This is a genomic window from Actinomadura graeca (assembly GCF_019175365.1).
GTDB lineage: Bacteria > Actinomycetota > Actinomycetes > Streptosporangiales > Streptosporangiaceae > Spirillospora > Spirillospora graeca.
This window is the reverse complement of record NZ_CP059572.1, coordinates 3,937,159-3,962,795: the sequence shown is the minus strand read 5'-3', so window position 1 is coordinate 3,962,795 and position 25,637 is coordinate 3,937,159. Positions and strand designations below refer to the sequence as shown.

Annotated in this window: 18 protein-coding genes, 1 tRNA gene and 1 pseudogene; 8 read left to right on the top strand and 12 right to left on the bottom strand. The window is 66.3% G+C overall.

The genetic code is table 11. The features are described 5' to 3' along the window. Positions 1-315: 315 nt before the first annotated feature. Complete coding sequence (locus AGRA3207_RS17360) at positions 316-1,047, bottom strand: AfsR/SARP family transcriptional regulator (RefSeq protein ID WP_231335702.1); 732 nt, start codon at positions 1,045-1,047, stop codon at positions 316-318. Positions 1,048-1,679: 632 nt separating this feature from the next. On the opposite strand from AGRA3207_RS17360, the gene AGRA3207_RS17355 reads away from it, so the two are divergent. Together AGRA3207_RS17355 and AGRA3207_RS17350 are read left to right on the top strand one after the other, a co-directional pair. Continuing rightward, positions 1,680-2,600 (top strand): aKG-HExxH-type peptide beta-hydroxylase, encoded by a 921-nt coding sequence (locus tag AGRA3207_RS17355; protein ID WP_231335701.1) that lies wholly within the window; start codon positions 1,680-1,682, stop codon positions 2,598-2,600. Between the two features lie 35 nt (positions 2,601-2,635). Beyond that, complete coding sequence (locus tag AGRA3207_RS17350) at positions 2,636-3,811, top strand: MFS transporter (protein ID WP_231335700.1); 1,176 nt, start codon at positions 2,636-2,638, stop codon at positions 3,809-3,811. A gap of 165 nt (positions 3,812-3,976) precedes the next feature. Here AGRA3207_RS17350 and AGRA3207_RS17345 read toward each other — a convergent pair whose 3' ends face one another. The 4 genes from AGRA3207_RS17345 to hsaA all read right to left on the bottom strand — a co-directional run bounded on the left by AGRA3207_RS17345 (position 3,977) and on the right by hsaA (position 7,446). Further along, complete coding sequence (locus tag AGRA3207_RS17345; RefSeq protein WP_231335699.1) at positions 3,977-4,357, bottom strand: hypothetical protein; 381 nt, start codon at positions 4,355-4,357, stop codon at positions 3,977-3,979. Between the two features lie 194 nt (positions 4,358-4,551). Then, entirely contained in the window at positions 4,552-5,523 is a 972-nt protein-coding gene (locus tag AGRA3207_RS17340) for an AraC family transcriptional regulator (RefSeq protein ID WP_231335697.1), read from the bottom strand. A 200-nt stretch (positions 5,524-5,723) separates the two neighbouring features. Beyond that, complete coding sequence (locus AGRA3207_RS17335) at positions 5,724-6,239, bottom strand: flavin reductase family protein (RefSeq protein ID WP_231335696.1); 516 nt, start codon at positions 6,237-6,239, stop codon at positions 5,724-5,726. A 37-nt stretch (positions 6,240-6,276) separates the two neighbouring features. Continuing rightward, positions 6,277-7,446: a 3-hydroxy-9,10-secoandrosta-1,3,5(10)-triene-9,17-dione monooxygenase oxygenase subunit gene (gene hsaA / locus AGRA3207_RS17330; RefSeq protein ID WP_231335695.1), complete on the bottom strand. Its 1,170-nt coding sequence runs from the start codon at positions 7,444-7,446 to the stop codon at positions 6,277-6,279. A 154-nt stretch (positions 7,447-7,600) separates the two neighbouring features. Between hsaA and AGRA3207_RS17325 the strand changes: the two genes are divergently transcribed. Continuing rightward, positions 7,601-8,449 carry an IclR family transcriptional regulator gene (locus tag AGRA3207_RS17325; protein ID WP_231335694.1) on the top strand — a complete coding sequence of 283 codons (849 nt, stop codon included), beginning with the start codon at positions 7,601-7,603 and terminating at the stop codon, positions 8,447-8,449. 238 nt (positions 8,450-8,687) lie between these two features. Here AGRA3207_RS17325 and AGRA3207_RS17320 read toward each other — a convergent pair whose 3' ends face one another. Next, positions 8,688-10,289, bottom strand: a complete 1,602-nt coding sequence (locus AGRA3207_RS17320; RefSeq protein ID WP_231335693.1) for a hypothetical protein — start codon at positions 10,287-10,289, stop codon at positions 8,688-8,690. Between the two features lie 637 nt (positions 10,290-10,926). Here AGRA3207_RS17320 and AGRA3207_RS17315 point away from each other — a divergent pair. Beyond that, positions 10,927-12,516 carry a serine/threonine-protein kinase gene (locus AGRA3207_RS17315; RefSeq protein WP_231335692.1) on the top strand — a complete coding sequence of 530 codons (1,590 nt, stop codon included), beginning with the start codon at positions 10,927-10,929 and terminating at the stop codon, positions 12,514-12,516. 38 nt (positions 12,517-12,554) lie between these two features. Here the strand turns inward: AGRA3207_RS17315 and AGRA3207_RS17310 are convergent, their stop codons facing one another. Then, positions 12,555-13,118 carry a hypothetical protein gene (locus tag AGRA3207_RS17310; protein WP_231335691.1) on the bottom strand — a complete coding sequence of 188 codons (564 nt, stop codon included), beginning with the start codon at positions 13,116-13,118 and terminating at the stop codon, positions 12,555-12,557. Positions 13,119-13,246: 128 nt separating this feature from the next. On the opposite strand from AGRA3207_RS17310, the gene AGRA3207_RS17305 reads away from it, so the two are divergent. From AGRA3207_RS17305 to AGRA3207_RS17295, 3 genes and pseudogenes are all read left to right on the top strand, one after another. Then, positions 13,247-13,591: a hypothetical protein gene (locus AGRA3207_RS17305; RefSeq protein ID WP_231335690.1), complete on the top strand. Its 345-nt coding sequence runs from the start codon at positions 13,247-13,249 to the stop codon at positions 13,589-13,591. Positions 13,592-13,749: 158 nt separating this feature from the next. Continuing rightward, the gene (locus tag AGRA3207_RS17300; protein ID WP_231335689.1) at positions 13,750-14,472 is read left to right on the top strand and encodes a hypothetical protein; all 723 of its coding nucleotides are present in this window, start codon (positions 13,750-13,752) and stop codon (positions 14,470-14,472) included. A gap of 685 nt (positions 14,473-15,157) precedes the next feature. Beyond that, a pseudogene (locus tag AGRA3207_RS17295) lies at positions 15,158-16,687 on the top strand (ISL3 family transposase). A 128-nt stretch (positions 16,688-16,815) separates the two neighbouring features. Here the strand turns inward: AGRA3207_RS17295 and AGRA3207_RS17290 are convergent. The 5 genes from AGRA3207_RS17290 to AGRA3207_RS17270 all read right to left on the bottom strand — a co-directional run bounded on the left by AGRA3207_RS17290 (position 16,816) and on the right by AGRA3207_RS17270 (position 25,150). Continuing rightward, a complete protein-coding gene (locus AGRA3207_RS17290) occupies positions 16,816-20,262 on the bottom strand; it encodes a DEAD/DEAH box helicase family protein (RefSeq protein ID WP_231335688.1) in 3,447 nt (1,148 codons plus the stop codon). Positions 20,263-20,292: 30 nt separating this feature from the next. Then, the gene (locus AGRA3207_RS17285) at positions 20,293-21,480 is read right to left on the bottom strand and encodes a restriction endonuclease subunit S (RefSeq protein WP_231335687.1); all 1,188 of its coding nucleotides are present in this window, start codon (positions 21,478-21,480) and stop codon (positions 20,293-20,295) included. Continuing rightward, positions 21,477-22,994: a type I restriction-modification system subunit M gene (locus tag AGRA3207_RS17280; protein WP_231335686.1), complete on the bottom strand. Its 1,518-nt coding sequence runs from the start codon at positions 22,992-22,994 to the stop codon at positions 21,477-21,479. The genes AGRA3207_RS17285 and AGRA3207_RS17280 overlap by 4 nt, the downstream gene beginning before the upstream one ends. 452 nt (positions 22,995-23,446) lie before the next feature. Then, positions 23,447-23,519: transfer RNA gene (locus tag AGRA3207_RS17275), tRNA-Glu, on the bottom strand. A 71-nt stretch (positions 23,520-23,590) separates the two neighbouring features. After that, entirely contained in the window at positions 23,591-25,150 is a 1,560-nt protein-coding gene (locus AGRA3207_RS17270; protein WP_231335685.1) for a metallophosphoesterase family protein, read from the bottom strand. 27 nt (positions 25,151-25,177) lie between these two features. Between AGRA3207_RS17270 and AGRA3207_RS17265 the strand changes: the two genes are divergently transcribed. After that, on the top strand, positions 25,178-25,519 hold the full coding sequence (locus tag AGRA3207_RS17265) for a metallopeptidase family protein (RefSeq protein WP_231335684.1): 342 nt from the start codon (positions 25,178-25,180) through the stop codon (positions 25,517-25,519). Positions 25,520-25,637: the final 118 nt, after the last annotated feature.

Below are 25,637 nucleotides of genomic sequence, written 5' to 3'. Positions count from 1 at the left end.
TGCCCGACGCGGACCGGCTCGTTCACGTGCCGTCCGAAAGGTCCACCTCGCTGGGCGGGACGGTAGTTCACGAAATCGTCCGGCCGCGGGACCGTGGCGTGTTTCCGCCTAGTTGTTCGTGTTCGGAACTTTCTCGGGCCGCAGCATGACCAGGGTGCGGGACCATCGATGACGGCGAGAGCACAAGTGTCAGGAATACAGTACGCAGCAGCGCAGATGGTGGCGTGTGGGGCTGCTGTCCTGTTAAACCCTCAACGCGAAGAAACACGGATGGTCACGGCTTCGAATGGCCGCGTATGCCCTACGGCGCCGGTGTCACCGGACCAGCAGCTCTGCGTGGATCTGCTGGAGTACGGGGTCCGGGTTCGTGCCCAGTTCATCGGCGATCCGCGAGCGAATCGTCTCGTAGCGTACGAGTGCATCGGCGCGGCGGCCCGATTTCTTCAGGGTGAGGAGGAGCCGCGCCCATAGTGACTCCCGCAACGGATGGGACGCGGTCAGCCGGCTCAGCTCGACCACCAGCCCTTCGTGGCGGCCGATGGAGATGTCCAGGTCGATGCGGCGTTCCAGCGCGGTCAGATAGCTTTCGAGCAACCAGGGAGCCTCTGACGCCTCCAGCGAGGCGCACGGTACCCCTTCGAACGGCATGCCGCGCCACAGGTCCAGTGCCTTCGCGAGCCGCGCCCGCTCCAGGGTCCCGTCAGGCGCGGTCGACGCGGCGCCGACCAGCCGCACGAACTGGTGGATGTCGATGTCCTCCGGATCGGCGTGAAGGACATACCCCGTCGATTCGGTGCTGATAGTCGAGGTGCCGAGCGCGTTCCGCAAACGCGCGACATATGTCTGCACGCTCCGCCGGATGTTGCCGGGCGGGTCCTCGTCCGCCCATACCGCCGTGGCCAGGCGATCGATCGTGACGGTGCGCCCCGGCGACAGGGCCAGGACGGCCAGCAGGGCGCAGAGCCTGCCCGCCGTCAGAGGAACCCGCTCTCCGTTCACCGCGACCTGGAGCGGCCCCAGCAGCTTGACCGAAACCGCCGCCGACAAACGGTCTCCCGCTTCGGCATCGGATGGGACCCCCGTCTCCCTGTGAGACATATTCCGCTTCCCCTGAGTCGTTCTTGAATCTTCAACAGTTCGTTCGTCGAAGACGCGGACACAGATCCCCGCTCTGCCTGCCGCCAGGGCGAACGGATTCAGCCGCTGGAAAAGCGACCGGAATGAATCATCCGTACAGTGCACCGGGTTTCGGGTGCGCTCGATGTATCCAGACTGCGCGAGCCAAACTGCGTGGTGCCAGACCTTTAAGCCACAACTAAAACAGCGGGGCCGCGCGTCTCGTGCCCGTGGCCGTCCTCGCCGCCACAGGGCCTCGGCGCCGCGTCCCCCTACGGGTCACCCACGGTCCGGCGTCGGCGTACGGCCACGGAGAACGTGCCGCCGCGTCGGCCGACGCGCTGGGCACGGCCATCGCCCTGCCCCGCGATCACCTCGCGTGAAGCAGATGTGAAGCAGATGTGAAAATCCGCGCTGATACTTCTTTTGCGACGGCAGCGGCACGACGCCACTGCCCGGAGAAAGGGGAAACAGATGGACAAGCTCACGGTCGTCACCCTCCCTGAGATCCCGCTCTCGATGCAGCGGGACGGCGGCACGGTGTTCAGCGCCTAAGGAATCCAATGGAGCTGCATTGGCAGCCCGACTCGGCGAGAGCGCGGCTCGAACGCGCCGCGCTCTCCCGTTTCCTCGGGATGCGACTACAGGAAATGTACGGCGGTGAGCCGCTTGAGGCGGAACAGGATCTCGACGAGGACTTCGTCCATCCTGTGACGTGCTCGATCGCCTACGCCGGAAAGGGCGGGGCCACTCCCGCCCTGTCCCGGCGGGCCATGGTCCGCGCCGTCACCGAGAGCCGCGGCCGGGCAAGGAAGGGCGCGGCGGACGGGCTCTTCGCCGTCGATCTCGTGCCGCTGGATCCGGTGGTGATGGCGGCCACCGTGGGACGGCACGACGACGACGCGCGGCAGGCCGGCGACACGGCGGAGATCACCTTCCACCGGCCGGAGGAACTGGATCACCACGAGCCCCTCCGTGAGGCGCACCGGCTGATCGGCGATCACTGGCCGGACATGCTCGAAGAGATGTCGGCCACCGTCTCCTGCCTGACCTTCTTCACCGCCGGGCAGGCGATCGGATTCGCCGACATCTACACGCACGGCCTGATCGCCCTTCAGGCCGCCGACCTGTCCCTGCCCGTCAAACTCGCGGAGGAGATCGTCCACGAGTCCTCTCACGTGCGGCTGAACGGGGTCCTCGCCAGCACACCGTGTCTGCACGACGACGGCGGCCGCACGTACTCCACCCCGCTGCGGGAGGACCCGCGTCCCGCGGCCGGCCTGCTCCACCAGCTCTTCGTCCTCGCACGACTCTGTGAATGGCATGCCCGCCTGGGCGAGCACGCCATTCCCGAAAGGGCCGAGCTGGCACGAGAACACCTGGTCGCCGCGTATGCCACCGTCCGCGACGAGCTTCCGTTGACGGAGGCCGGCCGCGTTCTGGTGGAGAGCATCCAGCCCGATCCGGCGCCAGTGTCCGCATGATTCTCACCCGGTCCGCGACAACGGCGAAAGCGCCCTTGCCCCGCGACTACAAGAAATGGTTCTGTGGCACTCTCATCGCCACGGCGGGAAACGTCGCCTTCTCGGTCGCCCTCCAGTGGGCGGCGACCGCGCACGGCGGTGGAGCCGCGGGGACGGTGCTCGCGTGCGGCGTCCTGCCCCAGATGATCCTCCTGCTGGTCGGAGGGGCCGTCGCGGACCGGGTGGGCCCACGCCGCGTCATGATCACCACGCTGGCGGCCATGGTGACGGCGGCGCTGAGCCTCGCCGCCATCGCCGCCGTCGCGGGCACCCCCGTCCCGCTTCTGGTCTGCTACAGCGCCATCGCAGGAACGATCAACGGTTTCCACCTTCCCGCCGCGACCTCCATGGTGCGCAGGCTCGTCGACGAGGACATGCTGCCGCGCGCACTCGCGACCCAGAAGGCGGGCCAGCAGATCGCCGCGTTCGTGGGCGCCCCCCTCGGCGGCACGGTGGCCGCCGCCGGTGGCCTCTCGTCTGCGGCGCTCATCAACGCCTTGGCCTTCACCGTGGTCACCGTCGCGCTCCTGGCCGTCCGGCCGGACTTCACACCCGCACCGCCCGGGCCGCCGACGAGCCTGCTCCAGGACGTCCGCAGCGGCATCCAGCTCGCTGCGCGGGACCCCCTCCTACGACCATCACTGCTGGTCATGGCCGCGACGGCGGCCTTCTTCGCCCCCGTCGCACCCCTCCTGATCCCGCTGATCGTGCGCATGCACGCATGGCAGGCGACCGCGGTCGGCTGGATCCTCGGCGCCGAGAGCGTCGCCTTCTTCGTCGTCGCCGCCCTGATCTCCCGCCGCGGAACACTGGACCGCCTCGGCCTCACCTCGGCGACGGGCATCGTCATCATGGGCGCGGGCGTCGCGGGCATCGCCGTGGCGCCGAACCTCCCCCTAGCGATCGCCGCCGCGTCCGCGGGCGGACTGGGCTACGGGATCGCCGCAACGCACCTCACCCCACTCGTGATCAACGCGGCGCCGCCATCACACCTTTCCCGCACCACCGCCACGATGGCCCTGGCCCAGAACCTCAGCGTCATCACGATGTTCGTCGGCTCCGGCGGCCTGGCCGAGACGGTGGGCCCCGACAAGATCGCCCTGTTCGACGGCCTGCTCCTCACCGCCATCGGCGCACTGGCCCTGACGTCCCGCCCCATCCGCCGAACCTGACCGGACCCCTCCACCCAAGATCGTCCTGGCAGGGAATTCGGCCACCGCCATGACGTCGGCGTGCCGACCCCCGTCGGGCACGTCGCCGCGCCTGCGGTGCCCGGGCCGGGCCCCGCGCGGTGCGGGCCCGGCCAAGGCGCCGAATGGGCTCAAGCGAATCGCCGGTTATCGTTCGAGGACGATGGAATTGATCGGCGTGAGGTTGACGTGGTAAGCGCCGCGGCCGAGGCGGGGGCCGCACTGCTGGCCGTTGTAGGCGCGGCACAGCCGGAGGGCCGCGCCGCCGGTCTGGTTGTTGACGACCAGGTGCGTGCCACGCTGGTTCCTGAGGTTGTAGGTGCCGTAGCGCTTAAACTTGATCGGGGTGCCGTCTGCGCTGTTGCCGGGGTAGATGCACACATACCCCGCTTCGCAGGGGGCCTTGACCGCGGTGACATGGTCGGCCGGGGTGGAGCTGAAAGCCGTGGTGGCGGCCATCAGCGGGGCCGCCGCCATCGCGGCCAGGGCTCCGGCCTTCATGAGGTTGGTCGGGTTCACGTTCTTCACCGTTCCTTTCTTGTGCCGTTGCGGCGCAATGGGCGTCGAAGCCCGCAGCCGCTGTAGCGGGAGCGATTGTCCGGATCGTTGCTTCGGGTGGACGGTCGGCGCCCGGAATGGTCCGCGGCGCCAATCCGTCTTCCCGCTGAAATCAACTCTCCCGGCTTCAAGCCCCGACCTACATGGCACACAGTGAACAGCGCTTAACCGTGCGTGCTCTCCCGGTAATCGCGAGGGGAGGTGCCGTAGGCGCGGCGGAACGCCCGGGAGAAGTCCGAGGCGTGCGCGAAGCCCCACCGGGCGGCCAGTGCCTGTACCGGCGTCGCGTACTGGGCCGGGTCGGCCAGGTCACGGCGGGCGCGTTCCAGCCGCTGGGTCCGGATCCACCCGGCGACGGTGCGGCCGTCCCGGCGGAACAACCGGTGCAGGTAGCCCACCGAGATGTGATGTGCGGCCGCGATCGTCGTCGGCGTCAGGTCGCGATCACCCAAGTGGGCCAGCACGAACGCCTGGATCCGCAGGGTCAGCGCCCGGCTGTGGGTCTCCTCGGGCAGCAGCCGGGTTGCGTCCAGCTCATGGGCGAGCATCGCCGCCAGCAGGTCACCCAGCACCTCGCCCAGACGCGGGCCGTCCGCGGGCCCGAACGCGCCGGGCTCGCGGAGGATCCGCCCGATCATGCCGGTCAGCAGTCCGCCGACGCCGCTGTCACCCGGCAGCGGCCCGGCCAGCAACGGCGCCACCGTGGTCTCGTCCAGTCCCAGCACGGATTTGGGGATGGCCAGCCCGAACGCGTCCGCACCTCGGTGGCCTCGGGCCAGTGACCACAGCGAGTGCGGGCGGCAGGAATCCTGCACGATCCACTGCCCCACGATCGCTTCCACCTCACGGCCGGACTGCTCGGCGCCGATGCGGCCGCCCCGGCACAGCTCCAGCGAGTAGACGCCCTCCTCGGCCTGCCGGATCATCCGCGGAGTGCGGATGGCATGGATCGAGGGGACCACGGTGTGGGCCACCGTGGCGGCGCCGAGCCTGGCCATACGCAACGTGAAACCGTAGTCGGCCGCGTGCTCGGAACGCACCTGGTACGGGCACGGCATCCCGCCCACGAGATCGCACCAGGCGTCGAACCGGTCCCCGGCCTCGTAGTCCGCGCCGTTGAACACCGTCGTGATCACGTGGAGCCTCTCCATCGGTGGCCTCGACCGCGGACGCCCGCCGGGCGCTCCACCAGCGCGTCAGGACACGATCACGAGGAACGGAGCGGTGGACCACGGAGCCCGCGCCACGACGACATCGTGCCCGCCCCCGCGATGCCCGTGCTGCCCTCCCGGACGGAACAACCCCCTGACCACCCGAGCAGCGCGTCGACGCGGGCTCATGATCTGAACGTTGCCTTGCCGTAGCGACCGCGGAAGTAGAGCAGCGGGGTCCCCTCGTCCCGCACGGCGAGATCGAGCACGTCCCCGATGACGACGAGGTGGTCACCCGCCTCGTGCACGGTGCCGATACGGCAGTCGATCGTGGCGAGCGCGCCTTCGATGTGCACCGTCCCGTAGGGGGACGGCCGCCAGGGCACCGAGTCGAACTTGTCCTCGGCGCGCCGGGCCAGCGAGACGCAGACGTCCCGCTGTTGTTCGGCCAGGATGCTGACCCCGAACCGGCCGGTTCCCTCGATGCGCGCCCAGCTTGAAGATCCGCGGCCGACGCAGACCAGGATCAGCGGCGGGTCGAGGGACAGGGAGGCGAACGACTGACAGGTCAGGCCCGCGGGCAGGCCCGCCTCGTCCAGTGCGGCGACGACCGTGAGCCCGGAGGCGAATCGGCTCATCGTGGTGCGGAAGTCGTCCTGGCTGATTTCCGGCTCGAATTCGAGCCCCGTGAACTGGTTCAACGCCTTTTCCTTCCCATCGGGCATGGCCGTCGGTCCGTCAGAGCATCGGGTCGTCGACGTCGAAGCCGAAGGCGTGCTTGCCGAACAGGGCGAGCGCCTTCTCAGGGTCGTTCGTCGTGTGGCCCCGCGCGGTGTGGACGTCGCGCCAGGCGCGCTGGAGGACGCTGTCCCCGACGCGCATCGCGCCGCCGCCGGCGTTCTCCATCAGCAGGTCGACGGCGCGGACCGCCCGCTCGGTCGCCAGGACCTGGTCGCGCCGCAATCGCGTGCGAAGCCCTTTCGGCGGTTCATCCCCGCTCCGCGCGCACTCGTACAGGTCGGCGATGTTGCGGCTCAGCTGCAGCCACGCCGCGTCGATGTCGCTGGCCGCCCGGCCGACCCTGACCTGCGCGAAGGGGTCCTCGGCCACCGGCGCCCGGCCCGTCACCCGGATCCGGGTCCGCATCGCGTCGAGGTACTCGTCGTAGGCCGCCTCGGCCATTCCGACGACCGGCGAGGCGATGGACGTCGTGAACATCGAGCCGAGCGGAAGGCGGTAGACCGGTTCGGGGTTCACCGCGTACCCCGGCCTCGTGGCGGACGCGATCCCGTCGGCGGAGAGCGTCCGGTACACCGGCACGAAGGCGTCCTCGACGACCAGGTCGTTGCTCCCGGTGCCCCGCAGTCCCACCGTGTCCCAGACCGGCTCGATGCGGTAGTCCTCCTTGGGCACAAGGAACGTCCGCATTTCGACCGGCTTGCCCTCGTCGTCGCGGACGATCGCGCCGAGCTGCGCCCAGGTCGCGTGGTCGCACCCGGACGCGAAGCTCCACCGGCCCGACAGCCGGTAGCCTTCGGCGGCGGAGGTCACCGTGCCGACCGGGGCGAGCGAAACGCAGATCCTGGCGTCGCGGTCCGGTCCCCAGACATCCTCCTGGGCCTGCGGGTTGAACAGCGCGACCTGCCAGGCTTCCACACCCAGCACCGCCGCGACCCACCCCGTCGAGCCGCAGGCGTGGGCCAGCGTCCGCAGGCAGCGGAAGAACACGGAAGGATCGGCCGCATACCCGCCGTACCGGCGGGGTTGCAGCAGGCGGAAGAAGCCCGACCCGGCCAGCTCCTTGATCGTCGCCTCCGGCACACAGGCGCGTGCCTCGGCTTCGGCGGCGCGCTCGCGCACGGTGGGTGCCAGCCGTCGGACCTCGGCGAACACGTGCTCTTCACTCATGTGCCTTCTCCGGAAATGTTGAGGGACGAAGGCCCGGGCTTTCGCCGGGCAATGCCGACGTTAATCAGCGCGACGATGCCGCGAATTGCGCTTCTCCCGCTCAGCGGAGAACCGGTATTCTTCCGGTGAGCGGGAGAACGACCGGAGGAAGGCCATGGCCGAGGACGTCGGCGAGTCGTCCACCCCGTCGGTGCTGGAGAAGGTCGCCCTGGTCCTGAACGCCTTCGAGGGCCCGCGCTCGACGCTCGGCCTCACCGACGTGGTGCGGCACACGGGCCTGGCCCAGTCGACCGTCCACCGGTTGATGGACCAGCTCGTCAAGATCGGCTGGCTCGGCCGCGAGGGACGCCGGTACTTCCTCGGATTACGGCTGCTGGAACTGGGCGCGTTCGCGTCCCACCACAACCGCATCCGGCGCGCCGCCCTGCCCCACCTGATCGCGCTCCACCAGGAGACCGGCCACTGGGCGCACCTCAGCGTGCTCGACAAGGCGGAGGTGGTCTACCTGGAGCAGATCGGCAATCCTCGGCACTCCGCCATTCCCTACCAGGTCGGCGCCCGGCTTCCCGCGCATTGCACCGCCTCCGGCAAAGCGCTGCTGGCCTACGGTGACGCGACCGTCGAAGCGCTGCTGCGCCAGGATTTCACTCCCCGGACCCGGCAGACCATCGTCCGTGGCGACTACCTCCGGAGCGAATTGGCCACCGTGCGCGAAACGGGTGTCGCGTTCGATCGCGAAGAGTGCTTCAGCGGCGTGACGTGCGCGGCCGCGCCCTTACGCGGAGCCGGCCGGGCGGTCGCGGCGATCTCATTGTCGAGGACGGCCGGATACGCCGATCTGCCGCGCATGGCGAATCAGGTGAGCCGGTGCGCCCGGGCCGTATGGGCATCGCTGTTCGAGTCCGGCCGACGGTTCGCCCAGGCCGACAAGGACCGTGAACCGGCTCCCGCCAGCGACACGGACACCGTGCTGTCCTGGCTCGGGTACATGGATTGGTCATAGCCCTCACCGTCCGGATGAACCCGTTCCACCGCCGAAGCTCGTTCATCGCAGGACGAAACTCCGCGTTGATGCGGCGCACGCGGACCGGGCATAGCTGGCCTGCTGCGTCTCCTCCGGCGCTCGCGCCACCGGCTCTCGGGGTCCCAGCTCTGCGATATCGACTGGCGCAGGGACCCGAGGCGGTTGCCATCGTCGGGTAGGCGGTCCGCTTCCCCGTGCCCGGCGGTCCTAGGACGACCTATCGTCGTTCGTCGCGCAGAATCGACCTGCCCTCACGCAGCCAGTTCGCCGCCGTATCCTCCTCAAGGAAGCCGTCCTCGAGCACGCCCGCGACGAATATCTCCTTCGCGCGTTTCGGTGGGAAGCTGACATCGCCGTAGACATTGCCGATGCAGAACGCGTCGATCTCGGCCTCGGGCTTGGCGAAATAAAGCGAGTAGTGAAGCACTTGGGCGCGGATCACATCGGCCCCGAGAAAGCCTCCGTCGTCGCCGTGGTCGCACATCAGGACGGTCGCGACCTCAAGCGTGCCGCTGATCACGGCGTTGATGCCATAGCGGAATATCGCCGCGTGGGCCCACACGTCGCCCTGAACCGCCAGCAGGCTGCCGTAGGCGTCGCCGCCCGCGGTGGCGTCGAGCGTCCCGTCGACGATCAGATCACCGCGGACCGCGACCCCATAGTCGTCCTTGTGATCATCGAACAGCGCGCCTGTGTCGGCGATGTGGACATCGCCGTCGTAGAACCGGACCTCGTCGAACGAGAACGTGTGGTCCGGCCAGTCGACCTCGGGCATTCGCCGTTGGGCGTCGTCCAGCGAGATCACCTCGCAGGCGTCGACCGCGAGCGTTGGACGGCCGGAGCGACCGACGGTGCGCGCCCTCGGCGGGCCGAAGTCCTGACGCGGAGCCTCGTACACCGCGCCCGGGGCACCGTCGCCATCGAAGTACAGCGCGCCACGGAACCGATAGGGCGGACCCTGCTCAATCCATCCGGCATACAAGTGGCCATTGCCCCAGGGCAGAATGCTGGTGAGCCGATACGACGGCTCTGCGGCGGGCAACGGCTGCAACGCGCCATCGCGACCGAGCACTCCGACGTAGCCGTCCTCACCGGCGACCAGAAAGCCGTCCCGCCGCGGATCGTAACTCAGGCACTCCAGATCGAGCGCGGGAACACCGCTGCAAGGCGCTGGCGACTGGCCAGGCACGGCTAGAAAGAGCTGGCCCGCGTCACCGGCCACCGCGAAGCCGCCGTCAGATGAATAGGCGATGTCGGTCAGCGGCGCGCGTCCGGAGAATATCGGCTCCGTGGTGCCGTCGGAAAGGCGTCGCAGTATCTGGCGGCCGGCGACGAACACCGGTTCGCCGCCGGGGGCGTCCACCGCGCGGACAACGCGCTCTCGGGTGAATCGCGGTTGTGCTCGCAGTTCTCGGGTCTGCGGATCAAGCGTGGCGACGAAGCCTTTGTCTCCGGTGACCCAGATCAGGTCGCCGATGCGGGTCAGACCGAACAAGCAGCCGCTGTGCTTCGTCTCGATTTCATCGACGCCCTCGTCGTCCTCGTCGTCGATCGCAGCGTCGATGACCGAAAGGTCGACGATCGCGAGGAAACCGTATTCACCCGCGACGACGGCGCTCTGGCCGTCGAGCGGCAGCACCGCGCGCACACCGTGGGCGTCGATCGGCCAGGCGCGCCAGCCCTCGTCCTCGAACCGTAACAGCGAGCTCCCGCCGCGGCCGCCGCCGGCTGCCCAGATCGTCCTATCGTGACTCGCGAGGACCAGAGGCCCGGGCACGCTGCCAAGTGTCGGGTGTCCATCCTGCAAAAACGCATCCATGGAACCCGCAACTTATCCTATAGATCACTCACCCGATTGAAGAACTCGATCATCCGACGCCGGTGCAGCAGAACGAACCGCCACGATCACTCTAGGTCACTCCAGAATTTCTGAAAAAAACTCAGCAGCCGATGAGAGCCGAATCCGGAAAACAAAGCGCGGAAAGGCCGCGGTCGTGCCTACTGTGCGCCACGGCCGACAAGGATCTTCGCCATGGGCGGCGAGCCCGAGAGTGCGCATCTGTACTACGGAGCTCACCGGCGAGTTGTCCGCCCTGCACCTGACCAGCGGACAAAGCGACTCTGTTAGCAAAGTCACCGTGGTCGTGGGTGGTCAGCGCAGTGGGGGCCAAGGTACAGGCGGCTTGTGGCGACAAGAATGAGAATCGTCTTCAATGGCTGACGTCACAGCGAACGACGACGCAACGCTGGCGTGTTGCGTTCGCAGTGGTTCCGGTCGATCTGCGAGATCAGATCACTTGCCTTCACATCCGGCCAACTCCCTGTGCTGGCCGGGCATCGGCCCTAATATATAGGGCGTTCGCCCAGATCACACCCATTTCGGGTGACCTGAAGATGGCAGGCGGGTGTGACGGCGCCGCTGACCAGCCGGACAGGTGCTCTGGTAGCACTGAGTGGTGGTGAATGCCGAGCTTCGGTCACCTGCGGTGTCGGCATCGGGTCGCAACTGGAGAAGATCTTGGATTCAGCGCCACGAGGTGGTGAAGCGGTTGTCGGCTGAGCATCGGACGTTCGGTACAGGACTTGAGCTGCCTGGTTATCGCGTGCTGGGGGAGATCGGCCGGGGGAGCATGGGGGTGGTGTTCCGGGCGATGGATTCAGCCTTGGAGCGAGAGGTCGCGATCAAGGTCATGGCCGAGGCCGCACTGGGTGATCACAGATCACTGAGCAGGTTCATGCGCGAGGCGCGAACCCTGGCGAAGGTCAGTCACCGGAACGTGCTGCCGATCTACCATGTCGGCACGCACGAGGGCAGGTCGTTCATCGTGATGCAGTTGGTCCGTGGATGCACGCTGCGTGATCTGCTCGGTCGCCGTTCGATGCTGGCGCCTGGTCATGCATTGATGTTGATGGCGCAGGTCGGCGATGCGCTCGACGCGGTACATCGGAGCGATGTGACGCACCGGGATGTGAAGCCGGAGAATATCTTGCTAGAGGGACCCGAGGGTGGTGAGCATGCCCGGTTGGCCGACTTTGGGCTTGCCCGCCCCATCGGAGATCGGATGACCGAATCCAGTCAGAACGTTGGAACTCTCTGGTACATGGCTCCTGAGCAGTTGCGCGGTGAGCCGGATGTTGGACCTCAGGCCGACTTGTACGCGTTCGCCCTAGTGTTCTATGAGGTGCTCACCGGGAAACGGCTGGACGTCACCCGACGAAATGACCTTCCGGTGAATCTGCCGAAGGATTCCCTGTTCACCGAACAGCTACGGGCGGTCTTCAGCAGGGCGCTCGCACCGGTGGCCATGGATCGGTACGAGTCGGCCGGAGCGTTCGTGGCCGACGCCCGTGCCGCGCTGGCGCAAGCCGAGGTAACGGTCGAAGGCGGCATAAGCCGGGCCGACCGATTGAGGAATGGTGATTCCGGCGGCGATTCGGGATCTCTCGATCTGGACAGCACCAGTCTTCCTCGTCCGGACGACGGCGTGGCTGAGCAACCGACTGCGGTTGAGCGGCCAACACGTCGTAGGAGCCAGAACATCTGGGCGGCCGCCTCGGCAACCGGTCTTGCGCTCATGCTGGGAATCGGCGGTTTTCTCCTGCTCAAGCAACACGGCGGGTCTAGCGCAGGCGGGCCAGCGGCGCCGACTACAGCCGTCCCCTCAGCGGCGTCTCCGTCCCATTCCACGACCACATCTTCACCTTCCATGCATGGACGTCGGACGAGCAGGCCAGCGGTGCCACCGGTATCGCCGTCCTCCACTCAGCCATCGGCCACGGGCCGCCCGACATCGAAACCTCCGACAGGCCCCACTTCACCCCGGCCGGGGGGCAGTTCGGTGCGGTATGAAGTTTGTGGAGATACGGTGACTGTCCGCGCCGCTCCGGAGACCAAAGACGAAACGACAACGGTCGCCACATTGCACTGGGGTGAGACCTTTGTCGTCGAGTATGTGAAGAACTCGGCGTGGGCACGCGGCTACTCCCCGGAGGACTCCGCGGCCCGGGGCTGGGTGCTGAGAAGCTGGATAAGACCCAGGTGTTGACCGTCCCGGCGGCTCGAAGAGTTCTCGTACCGATGCAGTCAGGCTCGGTCGATTCGGGCGAGTAGTTTGGTGACCTGCGGAACGACCTGCAGACAGGCGGCCAGTAGATCGTCGGTCTGGAGACTGGGCCGGGTGCCGGCGGTTTGCTCTGTGGCCTCGGCGGCCATACCCGCCAGGGTGGCCAGGTCGTGCAGGCTGCGTTTGCTGCCCTCCAGAGAACCGATCGCCTGGGTAAGGGGATCGTGCAACTGCCCCAAGCCGTGCAGCGCCCGCTGCACTTGCTCAGGACGGCGCTCCTCTTCCAGCAGCAACACCACCAGCCGGAACAGCCGACGCGCGGCCTGTTTCACCAATCCCGGCGTCAGGCTGCCGGCGGCCTGAACTGCGGCCTCGTCCTCCAGCCGCGCCCGTGTTCGCTCAATCCATGGCTCGATCGTCGCAGCCAGCCACAGCGGTCCCGACGCCAGCTCGTCATCCGGCGCCGGGATCCCGTGACTCGACCGCCGTCGCCACACGGTCACCAGCTGCCGATCCGCCCCCAGCACCTCAGCGATCTCAGCAATCCCGTAGAACCTGCGCCCCGAGACGCGCGCGTCGTTCATCGGTCTCCCTCAATTCGATCTTTCGTTATCCAAGAGAACAGATTGACATCAAAAGCGTCAGTCGCTAGCGTCTGTATGGATGACGTGACGTTATCTGAGAGGACGTCACCCGAGCAAGGGAGCCACCCATGGCAGGATGGAAGAGGATCATCGGTATCACCGGGGGTGCGATCCTCGCGACGACCCTCACCACGGCGCTTCCCGCCACCACCGCGCACGCCGCCACGCCCACCCGGGCCGCCTGCGAGTTCGCGACCTACCAGTACGTGTTCACGGGCCAGGACGGCACCTGGCGCGACGTCCCCGGCGGGAACGTCCAGGGCTACCTGTACAACGGCGACCTGGTGAACAGCGGATTCAACCCCTCCAACACCGGCTGGATCCAGGGCAACATCTATACCTCCGGCGGCACCTACAAGGGCACGGGCTATGTGCTCCGCGGCTACCTGAGCTACGTGCGCAGCTGGTGCTGATCGCTCGCAGCCGTACGACTCCACACGCGCACCGCGGCCGGGTTGGGCCGCCCTGGAACCGCTTCTCCATATTGCGGCAGTCGATTGCGCACCATTCTCCGGCAGACCCCGACCTTCCGACGGTCTCTGTGGCCATGTGATCTCAGGAGAACAAAGCAATGCGTACCAAACTGCTAGGCACGTTAATCCTCACCGGCGGAGTCACCGCTGCCGCCGTCATCGGCGCGGCGACACTCGACACCCCCGGCAGCACCCATAACGCACAGGTGTCCGCCGCCCAGGGCCAGGTCCAAGCGGCCAAGCGGCAGCAGAACCTCTTCCTTCGATACACCACCGCCGGCCCCTGCACGGTCTACCTCAACTACCCAAAGCCCGGGGTCAAGGGCAACGGCCATCCGCTGACGGTCCCGGCCGGCAAGCAGATCATCTGGCGCTACAACATCGATGCAAAGCGGGCGATGATCTCGATCCCGGCCCGGGCGCACAACTACCCCTGGTGGGGCGTCACCGACCGCTCCTGCATCGGCAAGTCCATCCGGCAATGGCTGTTCAGAGAGAAGACCGCCAAGGGCTGGAAGGTCGTCAAGCGCTACCCGGCCGGCCGCCCCATCCCGAACCGGATCAAGCAAGGCCGCAGCAACCAGGCCGGCGGCTGGCGAAAGGTCTATTTCCCCGAGACATCGGCCCGCATCGTCGCCCGCCACCGACAGACGCACCGCAACGCCACGCTACGCGACCGGCACAACTTCGTCATCGGCAACGTTCCCGCGAACTGGCACGTCAACGTCAGCTCGGCCTACCGCTCCGGCAGGCACTGGGTGAAGGTGTACGTCCCCAACGCCAAGCGCTGGGGCTACATCGAATCCTCCGTACTGCACTGACGCTGCTGCCAACACCCGCGGTGGGCCCGTGCCAGCACCACACTCGCGCTGGCACGGGCCCACCGCCACGCATGTCTCAAGTCTGATCCACTGGTCGTAAACCGGTCATGTAGCGTCGCTTGAGATGCTGGGGTGCCGTTCAGCGCTAAACGTGGCCCGGGTTCCATCTCGCCCGGCCGCTCCACGACCCCGCGCCCCGGTGAGAAGCACCTCGAAGCCAGGGAGCGGCTCGGCGAGGGCGGGGACCGCTGAACAGCCAGGCGGCCAGTCCGCCTGCTGTCCTTCGAGGCGGCTCTTCGCATTCCGGTGGGATCAGTGAATTCATACCCCCCGATCTCCGGCCGTGCGCCCTCATGGGCTGACAGCACTCGCCGAGCTGTGTGCGTCACTGTCCTTCACGGCTACTTCGCTTGGGTGATTATTGCCCGACGGTGTACGGGAATGGGGAAGGGGCTGGTGATCATGAGGTGACCAGCAAGGTCACTAGCACGACTCCGTCCTGTCTGTGCAGTACCCCCTACTGGATCCGCCGCAGACCGGCTGCACCCCCCACCCCACCCAACGCCCGCCTAACCATCCCATCCGCTTCCTAATCGGGTCTGTACGGTTTTCGGCTCTGTCGCACTTTCGGCTCTGTCGCACTTTCGTGGTAGCGGAGGGTGTTGTCAGCCCGGCTCGCTGAGGGGTGGTCGAGGGCGACAGGCTTGTTGATGTGGTGTTTTCGGGCTTGTCCGGCCTGGTCATCGACGATGTGACGGACGAGGGCGAGTTGATCCGGGTGCGGGCCCGCAGCCGGAAGGCACGAGTGCCGTGCCCGGAATGCGCTGTGGAGACCGGCCATGTTCATGGGTGGTGCGAGCGGACCGTGGCCGATGTTCCCGTCGATGGACGGCCGGTAGTGCTGTATGTGCGGGTGCGTCGGCTCGCGTGCCGAGACTGGTGGTGCCCCCGGCGAACATTCCGAGGGCAGTTCCCTGGGCTGCTGGAGCGTTACCAGCGACGAAATGCCCGGCTCACCGCCCAGGTCGGGGCGGTGGTGCGGGAGTTGGCGGGCCGGGCCAGCGCTCGGATATTGGCCGCGCTGGCAGCGCCGATCTCCCGTCACACCGCACTGCGAGCCCTGCTGCGGATCCCGTTACCGGTGGTCGCGGCGCCACGGGTGCTGGGCGTGGACGACTTCTCCCTGCGACGCTCCAGGACCTACGCCACCGTTTTGATCGACGCCAAGACCCGCCGGCGTATCGATGTCCTGGCCGACCACAGGTCCGACACCCTCGCAGTGTGGTTGCGCGAGCATCCGGGCGTGCAGGTCGTCTGCCGGGACGGTGCCGCGGGCTACGCCGACGCCGTGCACCAGGCCCTGCCCGACGCCCTGCAGGTCGGGGACCGGTGGCACATCTGGCACAACCTCGCCCAAGCCGTCGGCAAGAAGGTCACGGTCCACAGTGGCTGCTGGGCCAGCGCCTCCCGGGTGCGCAACCTCAACGGCGGAAAGACCACCACCCTCGCCCGGTGGCAGCAGGTCCATGACCTGCTCGATGCGGGCGTTGGCCTGCTGGAATGCGCCCGGCGGCTGAACCTGGCCCTGAATACCGTCAAACGCCACGCACGGGCCGACAAGCCCCAGCAGATGCGGCGGGCGCCCCACTACCGTCCCACGCCTGTCGATCCCCACCGCGAATACCCGCGCAAACGCCGGGATGAAGACCCCGCGGTTTCCGTCCCGCAACTCCAGCGCGAGATCCGCGAACGCGGCTACACCGGCAACCAGATCCTCCTCTACCGCTACATCACCCAGGGCCGTGTCGAGGACGACCGCCCCGCCCTGTCACCCCGCAGGCTCGCCCGGCTCCTACTCACACGCCCCGAGGCCCTCAGACCCGACCAGCAGGAACTCCTCGCCAAGACCACCAGCGCCTGCCCGGAGATGAACAACCTGGCCCCGCTGGTTCGCAGCTTCGCCCGGCTCCTGATCCCCGCCGTCGACAACGCCGACCGGCTACAAGAGTGGATAACCACCGCCGACGAGGCGAACCCGCCTGCACTCGTTCACCCGCGGTCTGCGACTCGACCAAGCCGCTGCCCACGCCGCCCTAACCAGCAAATACCACAACGGCGGCACCGAGGGCGTCAACACCAAGACCAAACTGATCAAGAGACAGATGTACGGCCGAGCAGGCTTCCACCTACTACGCACCGCATCCTCCTCGGGTAGCCTCACCCTCCGCTACCACCGAAAGTGCGACAGACCCGGAAACTGGACACTCCCAATTACCGCGACCGAGATGCCCTTGTACCTGTCGAGTGCCCAACCGGAGGCGGGGGCTGAGCCCTCCATGGCGGTCAGTTGGCTTGGGCTTCAGTCGGAACGGCGGTGGACCGGACAAAGTCGAGAACATCCACGATGGACGTCACTTCTTCTTCGGTGAACAGGTCCTCGGGGCCGCCGGGTGCGTGAGCGGTGAAGGGAGGTTCGTAGAGGGCGTCGGTGTCGACGATCCCGTTCTTGGCGAGGTAGCGGATCAGGAGTTGGAGGAAGTGGAGCTGCGAAGCCGACAAGTTCTTGCCGCGCTGGAACCGGTCGAACGCAGCCGCCGCGGCCTCGTACTCCAGGCCGGTGAGGGAGCGCAGGAACAGGCCGAGGTCGCCGTGCTCCTCCTTGACCTGTTCGATGTCGTCCCCGGTCCCGAAGCCGAACTGGATGAAGACGTGCTCGAGGTGGTTGATATCGGCGTTCGTGATCTGGCGGTTGCGCAGGAGTTTCTGGACGGCCAGCTCGTTCTCGTGGCTGCGCAGGTAGACGCGGACCTTGTTCTCGAACCGGGTGCGGTTGGTGCCGAGCGACACCGCCTTGAGCTCAGACTCGGTGAGTTCGCCGAGCTCGTCCTCGAAGTCGGCGTACAGGACGCCCTTGCGCTGCTTGGGGATGAGCTTGACTAGGCCGCGGAGTCGGCGGCGCATCAGTTCCAGCATCGGCAGCGTGACATCCTGCCACCATTCTTCGGTGACCAGGTCCGACAGCAGTTCCCGCTGCTGCGCGACGACCGGGTTGTTGGACGTCGTCGGGTCGAGGAGAAATTCGGCGATGCCCTGGACCTGCTCACGGAGCCTGTCGTATTGGGGGTCGCCGTTGAGGACACCGAGCTGGAGACGGAGGGCGACGAGGTCGAACCGCTTGGCCTCCTCGCTGTTCTCGTCCTCGCGGAACTCGGTCGGCAGGCCGGCGAGGTTCTCGGTGATCTCGTCGCGCTTGTCGGCGGTGATCCGCCGCCAGCTCTCTGGGGCCTGGTAGCGCTCGACCTCCTCGAGACGGCGGCGCACCTCGATGTTGCCATGGTTCATGCCGGACACTTCGAGTTGGAGGCGGGACGCCAGGTCCCAGCGCAGGCCGGTGTCAGTCTGGGTGCCGTCGGACGCGTCCTCGGCGGGCGGCTCCGGGGCCGGTTCCGGGTTCTGCTGGTCCAGGCCGTAGAGGAGTGCGGTGCGCTTACGGAAGAGCCGTTCGGACAGCGACGGTTGGATGCGCCCTTCAGTTGGCGCGATGTCCTGGTTGAAGAAGTCGACGTTGCGGCACAGGTCGAAGACGAGGAAGGCCTGCTTGTCGTGATTCGGGCCGAACAGGTCGGGGCAGAGTCGGGTGCCGCGCCCGATCATCTGCCAAAACTTCGTCTTGGACCGGACGAGCTTCGCGAACACCAGGTTGACGACCTCGGGCACGTCGATGCCGGTGTCGAGCATGTCGACGGACACGGCGATGTGCGGCGCGGAGTCCTTCATCGAGAACTTGTCGATGAGGTCCTGCGCATAGGTCTTGTCGTGCGTGATGACGCGGGCGAAGTCGCCCCGGTGCTCGGGATAGAGCTTGTCGAACCGCTCGGCGATGAACTCGGCGTGCTTGTTGTTGCGGGCGAAAATGATGGTCTTGCCCAGCCGGTCGCCGCCCTCCACCTTGGCGCCGTATTCCATCAGCGTCTGGAGCATCTTGTCGATGGTGTCGCTGTTGAAGAGGAAGCGGTTCACCTCATCGGCGGTGATCTGGTCGGGGACGCCGTCCTCCTCGTCCCATTCGAGGAGGTCCCATTGCTCCTTCTCTCCCTCCGACAGGTCGTCGTACCTGAGTCCGAGCGTCGGGATCTTCAGCGGGACGTTCACGGTGCGCGGCCCGACGAGGTAGCCCTCAGAGATGGCCTCGTCCAGGCCGTAGACGTCGGTGGGAACACCCTCCTCCAGGTTGAACAGGTGGTAGGTGTTGCGGTCGACTTCGTCCTTCGGGGTGGCGGTCAGCCCGATGAGCAGCGCGTCGAAGTACTCGAAGATCGTCCGGTACTTCTGGTAGACGGACCGGTGTGCCTCGTCGATGACCACAAGGTCGAAGTAGCCGGGGCCGAAACGGCGCAGGTCCCCGTCCGTCTCGTCAATGAGTCCCATCATCGTCGGGTAGGTCGACACGTAGACGCGGCCCGCGATGTTCCGCTCGGTCAGCAGGTTGACCGTCGGTGTGCTGCCGAGGTGATTCTTGAACGCGTTGGTGGCCTGGGTGACGAGGGCCTGCCGGTCGGCGAGGAACAGGACGCGCTTCACCCAGCCGGCGCGCTGGAGCTGGTCGACCAGCGCGATGACGGTGCGGGTCTTGCCGGCGCCCGTCGCCATGACGAGCAGGGCCTCGCGCTGCTTGTGCTTCTCAAAAGTCTCACCGATACGGCGGATAGCGCGGCTCTGGTAGTGGCGACCGGCGATCTCCTCATTGATCCCGATGCCGGACAGCGACTGCCGACTCGTCCGCCGGTGGATCAGCAGGCGCAGCTGGTCCTTGGTGTAGAAACCCTGGACCTCGCGCGGTGGATAGGTTACGTCGTCCCAGATGTGGGTCTTGTAGCCGTTGGTGTAGAAGATGACGGGCCGCTGGCCGAATTCCCGCTCAAGGGCGTCCGCGTATAGCTTGGCCTGATGCTGGCCGCTCATGGCGTCCTTGGTGGTGCGCTTGGCCTCCACCACGCCGAGCGGCTTCCCGTCGTCGTCCCACAGGACATAATCGACCTTGCCGGCCCCGGACTTCGTCGGCAGCCCGCGCACCGGGTACTCCCGGTCCTCCTTCTTGCTGAGCGGCCAGCCCGCCTCTTTCAGTAGAAGGTCGATGATGAGATCGCGGGTTTTCGCCTCGTCGTAATCGTGGGTGTCGGGCCGAGCCTGGTTGGTAGCCTTCGCGGCTTTGATCTCGGCGCGGAGCCGGGCGACCTCTTCGTCCAAATTCTGCGCCTTGCGACGCTCCCTGACGAACTGCTCCTGCTGCTCGGCGTACTGCTTCGCCTGCGCCTGGATCTCGGCTTGCTTCGCCTTTCGCACATCCGCCGAGACCGGGACCGGAATGTGCGTCTGGTCGAAGCCTAGCCCAGACGGCGGGACGTTCTCCTGGTCGCGCGCGTAGTTCCGGCCGATCCAGTACAGAACGTGGAAGAGCTCCACGACCGTGCGGACGGCGTCGTTCGCCCGAACCGGACCCGGACGATGCACGGCAGCATTGCCCTGCCGTCGAATGACGTCCATCTTTGTGCGGATCGCGGGACCGACCAGGTTCACCATGGTCGGCTCCGCGATCAACGCCGCCAGATCGCTGTGGTGGGGCAGCTTCAGGGTTTCATCGGCGCGGTACAGCCAGTTGACCGCTAATTCGAGCGTCCGCCGCGCGTAGAAGCACGAAACACGCGGATCGATCCGCGCGAGCCGCTCGGCTCGGACGGCCTCGTCCTGCAGGTCGGGCCATTCGCCTCTGAGAAACCCGAAGTTCGACACCCGGCGCCCTTCCCCCAGGGAACAGATGCCTCAATCCTCCCACAACTCCCCCCGAAACGCCCGCTGTTGCAGCGACTTGAACAGTTCGTCTACTCCCTCAGCACGCGACTGATGCAAGGTTCGCACTACCTCCACCTCACGCAGGCGCATCGCAAACTCCTGTTGATACGCAAGGGGTGGTGCTGGAATCTCGAGTGCAGACATCTCCTTGGCATTGATGTTGAACTGCACTGCTGAGCGCCGAGAAGCCTTCAAGAATATTCTCCGCCCCCCATTGCTGCGCAGGAATGCTTGAAGAAACTCCGGAAGTAGAAGGCTTTCATTGAGGCGTATTCTCATCAAGTGAGAATCGAAGGCCCATTTGTTGGCTCCAGGTCTTGCGATGATTGCTTTCCCCAAGTGCTCCTGTGAAGCTATGGCTCGCGCCATAAGCAGGTCGCCATCACTTACTGTGTATCGCGCCACGCTCTTAGCATCCAGGTCAACGTACTTGGTATTATTAAAGTCGATCTTCCAGTCTTGGATATTGGCTACCCGGAGGCAGAGATATTCCTTTTTTTCCTTAGATGCGGGAGTCATGGTCCCATAGTTGGGCTTGATCGCAAAAAACGTCGCCAGTTGATGAGTCGGCCATCTATTGGGATTAACAAGGGGATCGCCGAACATTTCGAGGAAGATGGACTGTGTCAGCTCATCGAGCAGGCCGACAGCCTCGCGCTGCTTCGCTCGCAACGCATCCGCCTGGTCCAGGGCCTCTGCGATCTTACGTTGCTCATCCAGAGAGGGAAGAGGTACATCAATCTTGGCAACGAACGAGGGGCGAGCTCGCAGGAGTGATCCCCCCACACCAGCAACAGTGTTCATGAATTGTGAATGAAATCTGTCGCTCACCAAGAGATGGCGAAGATATGGCGCCCAGAAACGGTCGGACCTAAAAAGCATCCATTCACCGGAAGCGATCAGCCTCCTTTTGAAGTCGGACTCAACAATCCAAGACCGGCGAATATGGGGGACAATCTTAGAGAGCAGTACATCTCCAGCTTGAACCAATTGCTTTGTAGATCCAATTTCAGAGCCGCAAACGATCTGTGGAGCACCCTCATCAAAGGCGGGTATGCTGTAGAGGACAAACTCCTCTTGGGTGAACTTTGCTGGATCTATACTGCCGCCCCGACTAACCATAAATTCGCCAAGCTCAACACGCCCATAGGTCCTCATTGCAATGAACCCTTCAAAATCGAGACGCCATCCTGGATCTCTGAGTTGATGCTTTCAATATCCTTGATGATTTCCAGTGGTGGCCGGTAGACTATTTCGTCGTGCACGATCTCTTTGTAGCGATTGATGCTGAGGTCATAGTCTTGGTCTGCAATTTCGCCCTTGGTTACGCAGAAGCTCTGCTCGGTACGAGGGCGCTCAGTTTCGGTGCTCGTGCGGTGGTTCCAGCGGACCAGGACGTCCGGGAGATTGTTCTTGGAGCACTCGTCCTCTGCAAGGTGCGCCGAAGGCTTGGGGCCTAGCTTGTCTTCGGGCAGGAGGGGGGTGCGCTTGTCGTCGAGACTGAAGCCGTCGGCGGTCATGTCGTAGAACCACACGTTGTCCGTGCCACCGCTGTTGGTCTTGGTGAAGATGAGGATCGCGGTGGAGACACCTGCGTAGGGCTTGAAAACGCCGCTGGGAAGCTTCACCACGGCGTCAAGTTTCTGGTCTTCTACCAGGAACTTACGAAGGCCCTTGTGGGCCTTGGTGGAGCCGAAGAGTACACCTTCAGGGACGATGACTGCGGCTCGTCCACCGGGCTTGAGAAGACGCAGGAAGAGGGCCAGGAAAAGCAGTTCGGTCTTCTTGGTCTTGACGATCTGCTGGAGGTCCTTGGCCGTCGTCTCGTAGTCGAGGCTGCCAGCGAACGGCGGGTTCGCAAGGATCAGAGAATACTGCTCAGCCTCGGTGGCGACATTCTCAGCCAGCGAGTCACGGTAACGGATGTCCGGCTGCTCGACTCCGTGGAGAAGCATGTTCATGCTAGCGATGCGAAGCATGGTGCTGTCGAAATCGAAGCCGTGGAACATGCTGGAGTGGTAGTGCTGCTGCCTGGTCGCGTCCAGCAGTTCTTCACTGCACTCGCGCTGGACGTACTCGGCAGCGGCGACGAGGAATCCGGCCGTGCCGCAGGCCGGGTCGCAGATCTCGTCGTTGGGGCCGGGGTTCATCATCTCGACCATTAGCTGGATGATGTGCCGGGGTGTGCGGAACTGGCCGTTCTGCCCGGCCGTGGCGATCTTGCTGAGCATGTACTCGTAGAGGTCGCCCTTGGTGTCGCCCTCGCCGAGGGGGACGTCGTCCAGCAGGTCGACGGCTTTGGTCAGCAGGTTCGGCGTGGGGATCGTAAAACGGGCGTCTCGCATGTGGTGGGCATAGGTGGAATCGTCACCACCCAGGCGACGCAGCCAAGGGAAGACGCCCTCGCCCATCAAGGTAAACACGGCGTCCGGCTGGAGTTCCTTGAGCCGCTTCCAGCGGAAGGCGTCCGTCTCCTCCGTGTAGATCGGATCCGAGATCGGCTTGCCCGTGCGGGTGGCTCGGCGCTCCTTCGCCGTCTGGATGTCCTCCAGCCTGCGCAGGAACATCAAATAGGTGATCTGTTCGATGACCTCCAGCGGGTTGGAGATACCCCCCGACCAGAACGCATCCCAGAGTCGGTCGATCTTGCTCTTCAGCTCACCCGTAATCACGGGTGAACCTTAGTAGATCCTGACCCTGTTCGCCGGGCTCTCGGAGGTCCCGGCAAACACAAGCCTCAAGCCCGGTGTCCAGCGAGTATGTCTACCCGACGCCAGCTAGCGTCCGAGGGACTGCATGAGGTCGGCGTGAGGCGGCTGTGCAAGGTCTGGACCTGTCGCGGTCGCGGTTCTATCGGTGGCGCCAGGGCGTCCTCCCACCCTGGCGCGGGCCGCGCGCCGGTCTGTGGACCAGCGTCTGGCGGAGGCGCCCGTAGGCGGCGAGGGGGAGGGTATGCGGATGTGGGACGGGATAGTCATGCGGATTCGGGAATAGATCGAGTCGCTGCTGATCAAGCCCGTACATGATTCGGACCGTTGCTATGTTCCGTCGCGCACGGCCGACGACGAAGGCGTGGGTGATCGTCAGTTGGCCGGTTGTTGCGGGGGTGCGCCCATGCTTTGTGTACCCCCTACCGGATTCGAACCGGCGCTACCGCCTTGAAAGGGCGGCGTCCTAGGCCGCTAGACGAAGGGGGCCCGGGGTGGCGGGGTGGCCGCCACTCGACCTGGTCAAGTGTAGGGGACAACGGGGGGACGCGGGTAAACGGTCAGCGGCGGCGGGGGGAGGTGCTGGTCGGGGGCTCGCCGGACGGGAAGGGGGACGTCGGGGTCGGCGGCGGGGACGGGGCCGGGGGCTTGATGGGGCGGTCCGGGTCGGGTTCGAGGTGGCGCTCGATCTGGGCGGAGGTGAGGCCGAGGCCGCCGAGGCGGAGGTCGTCCCAGCCCTGGAGGCGGTGGGTGGCGCGGCTGAAGTACAGGACGGACAGCTCGATGGGGGTGGGCTCCTCGCGTTCGAGGCCGCGGAGGCCGGCGCCGCCGGTGGAGCCCTGGACGAACAGGCGGGTGCCGGTGGGGAGGAGCTTGGTGGAGCGGGCGTGGGCGTGGCCGGCCAGGATGAGGGGGGTGAGGCCGGAGAACGCCTCGGCCTCGGCGGGGTCGTGGGCGACGGCGATGTCGGGCAGTTTGCCGGTGCTGCGGAGTTTGTCGGCGAGGGTGAGGCCCACGGCGCGGAGCTGGTCGGCGCCGACGAAGTCGTCGCGGGTGCTCTTGTCGGGGGTGTAGCGGGGGTCGCCGACGCCGTAGATGCGCAGGCCCTCGACCTCGCGGGTGGTGTCGTCCAGGACGATGGCGTTCTTCTGGCGGGCGACGGCCTTCTGGGTGCCCTTGGAGTCGTGGTTCCCGCGGACGTAGACGTAGGGGACCTTGAGGTCGGAGATCGCGTCGGCGAACTTGTCCTCGGCCTTGGTGCCGTGGTCCATGAGGTCGCCGCTGTCGATGATCAGGTCGGCCTGGAACTGGGCGCTGACGGAGCGGATCACGTTCCAGGCGGCGGGGTTGATGTGGATGTCGGAGACGTGCAGGACGCGGAGGGTGGACGGGTCGGGCTCGTAGGTCGGGAGGGTGGAGGTCGCGGCGTAGAGCTTGGAGACGTTGCCGACGAGGTGGGCGAGCTGGGCGCGGTAGACGGAGAAGCGGGCGGCGACGCTCTGGGCGTCGCCGACGACCTGGGGGGCGTTGGCGAGCAGGCCGGTGTAGCGGGGCTCGGCGACGGACTGGGGGTTGAAGGTGAGCACGACCGCGAGGGTGAGGGCGATGAGGCCCGTCGCGGACGCGGCGAGGCCGAGGAGGGCGCGGCGCCAGGAGCGGAAGAGGGCGAGGGCGGCCAGGAAGCCGAGGAGGAGGGACAGGCCGAGGGCGCGGGCGAGCATGACGGAGACGCCGTGCCGGATCTCCTCGGCGATCTGGTCGGTGACGCGGTCGAGCTCGGCGTCGTTCTCGATCAGCTTGCGCGCCTCGTCCGGGCGCAGGTCGATGACGCGGGCCTCCAGGGAGACCGGGCCCCAGTGGGTGTCGAGGTGCAGGGCGCCGAGGGGCGGGAGTTTGAGGGTGGTGCCGCCGTCCCAGGACGGGGTGAGCGCGAACTGCACGTCGGTGGGGCCGACGGGGGTCGTCGCGTGGCCGCCGAGGAGCAGGCCCGCGTAGCCGCCGGCGGCGCCCACGGCCAGGACGAGCGCGAGTCTCGCCCAGCGGCCGGAGAGGACGGCGCGGGCCCGGCGGGCGGTGGGGGCGATCTTCGTGACGGTCGTACGGACCCACGTCCGCGGCACAGGGTCTCCTTCGAGCAGAATGACGGTGTGATCGAGATGTCGCGCGAGGCGTTCGAGGACCTGGTCGGTGCGGCCCTGGACACCATCCCATCCGAGCTCACCGCCCACATGCGCAACGTCGTCATCGTCGTCGAGGACGACGCGCCCGAGCGGGGGCTGCTCGGCCTGTATCAGGGCGTGCCGCTCACGGAGCGGGGCGACTGGTACGGCGGGGTCCTGCCCGATCACATCTCGATCTACCGCAACGAGATCCTGCGGATCTGCGACACCCCGGACGAGGTGGTGTCGGAGGTCCGGATCACGGTGGTCCACGAGATCGCGCACCATTTCGGTATCGACGACCACCGGCTGGACGAGCTCGGGTACTGACTTCCATGGATTGTGCACTGTAGGTCACACAGGCGCCACGTAGCGTGAGTTAATAGCGTGCGTGGCGGGAAGGCAGACCGGCAGGCATCGGCGCCCGCCGGAGGCTCGGGCGACCTAT

Coding starts and splice junctions, on each gene's coding strand:
- AGRA3207_RS17355 (WP_231335701.1), top strand. CDS start 1,680: ATGGAGCTGCATTGGCAGCCCGACTCGGCGAGAGCGCGGCTCGAACGC.
- hsaA (WP_231335695.1), bottom strand. CDS start 7,446: ATGAGTGAAGAGCACGTGTTCGCCGAGGTCCGACGGCTGGCACCCACC.
- AGRA3207_RS17325 (WP_231335694.1), top strand. CDS start 7,601: ATGGCCGAGGACGTCGGCGAGTCGTCCACCCCGTCGGTGCTGGAGAAG.
- AGRA3207_RS17320 (WP_231335693.1), bottom strand. CDS start 10,289: ATGGATGCGTTTTTGCAGGATGGACACCCGACACTTGGCAGCGTGCCC.
- AGRA3207_RS17310 (WP_231335691.1), bottom strand. CDS start 13,118: ATGAACGACGCGCGCGTCTCGGGGCGCAGGTTCTACGGGATTGCTGAG.
- AGRA3207_RS17305 (WP_231335690.1), top strand. CDS start 13,247: ATGGCAGGATGGAAGAGGATCATCGGTATCACCGGGGGTGCGATCCTC.
- AGRA3207_RS17300 (WP_231335689.1), top strand. CDS start 13,750: ATGCGTACCAAACTGCTAGGCACGTTAATCCTCACCGGCGGAGTCACC.
- AGRA3207_RS17285 (WP_231335687.1), bottom strand. CDS start 21,480: ATGAGGACCTATGGGCGTGTTGAGCTTGGCGAATTTATGGTTAGTCGG.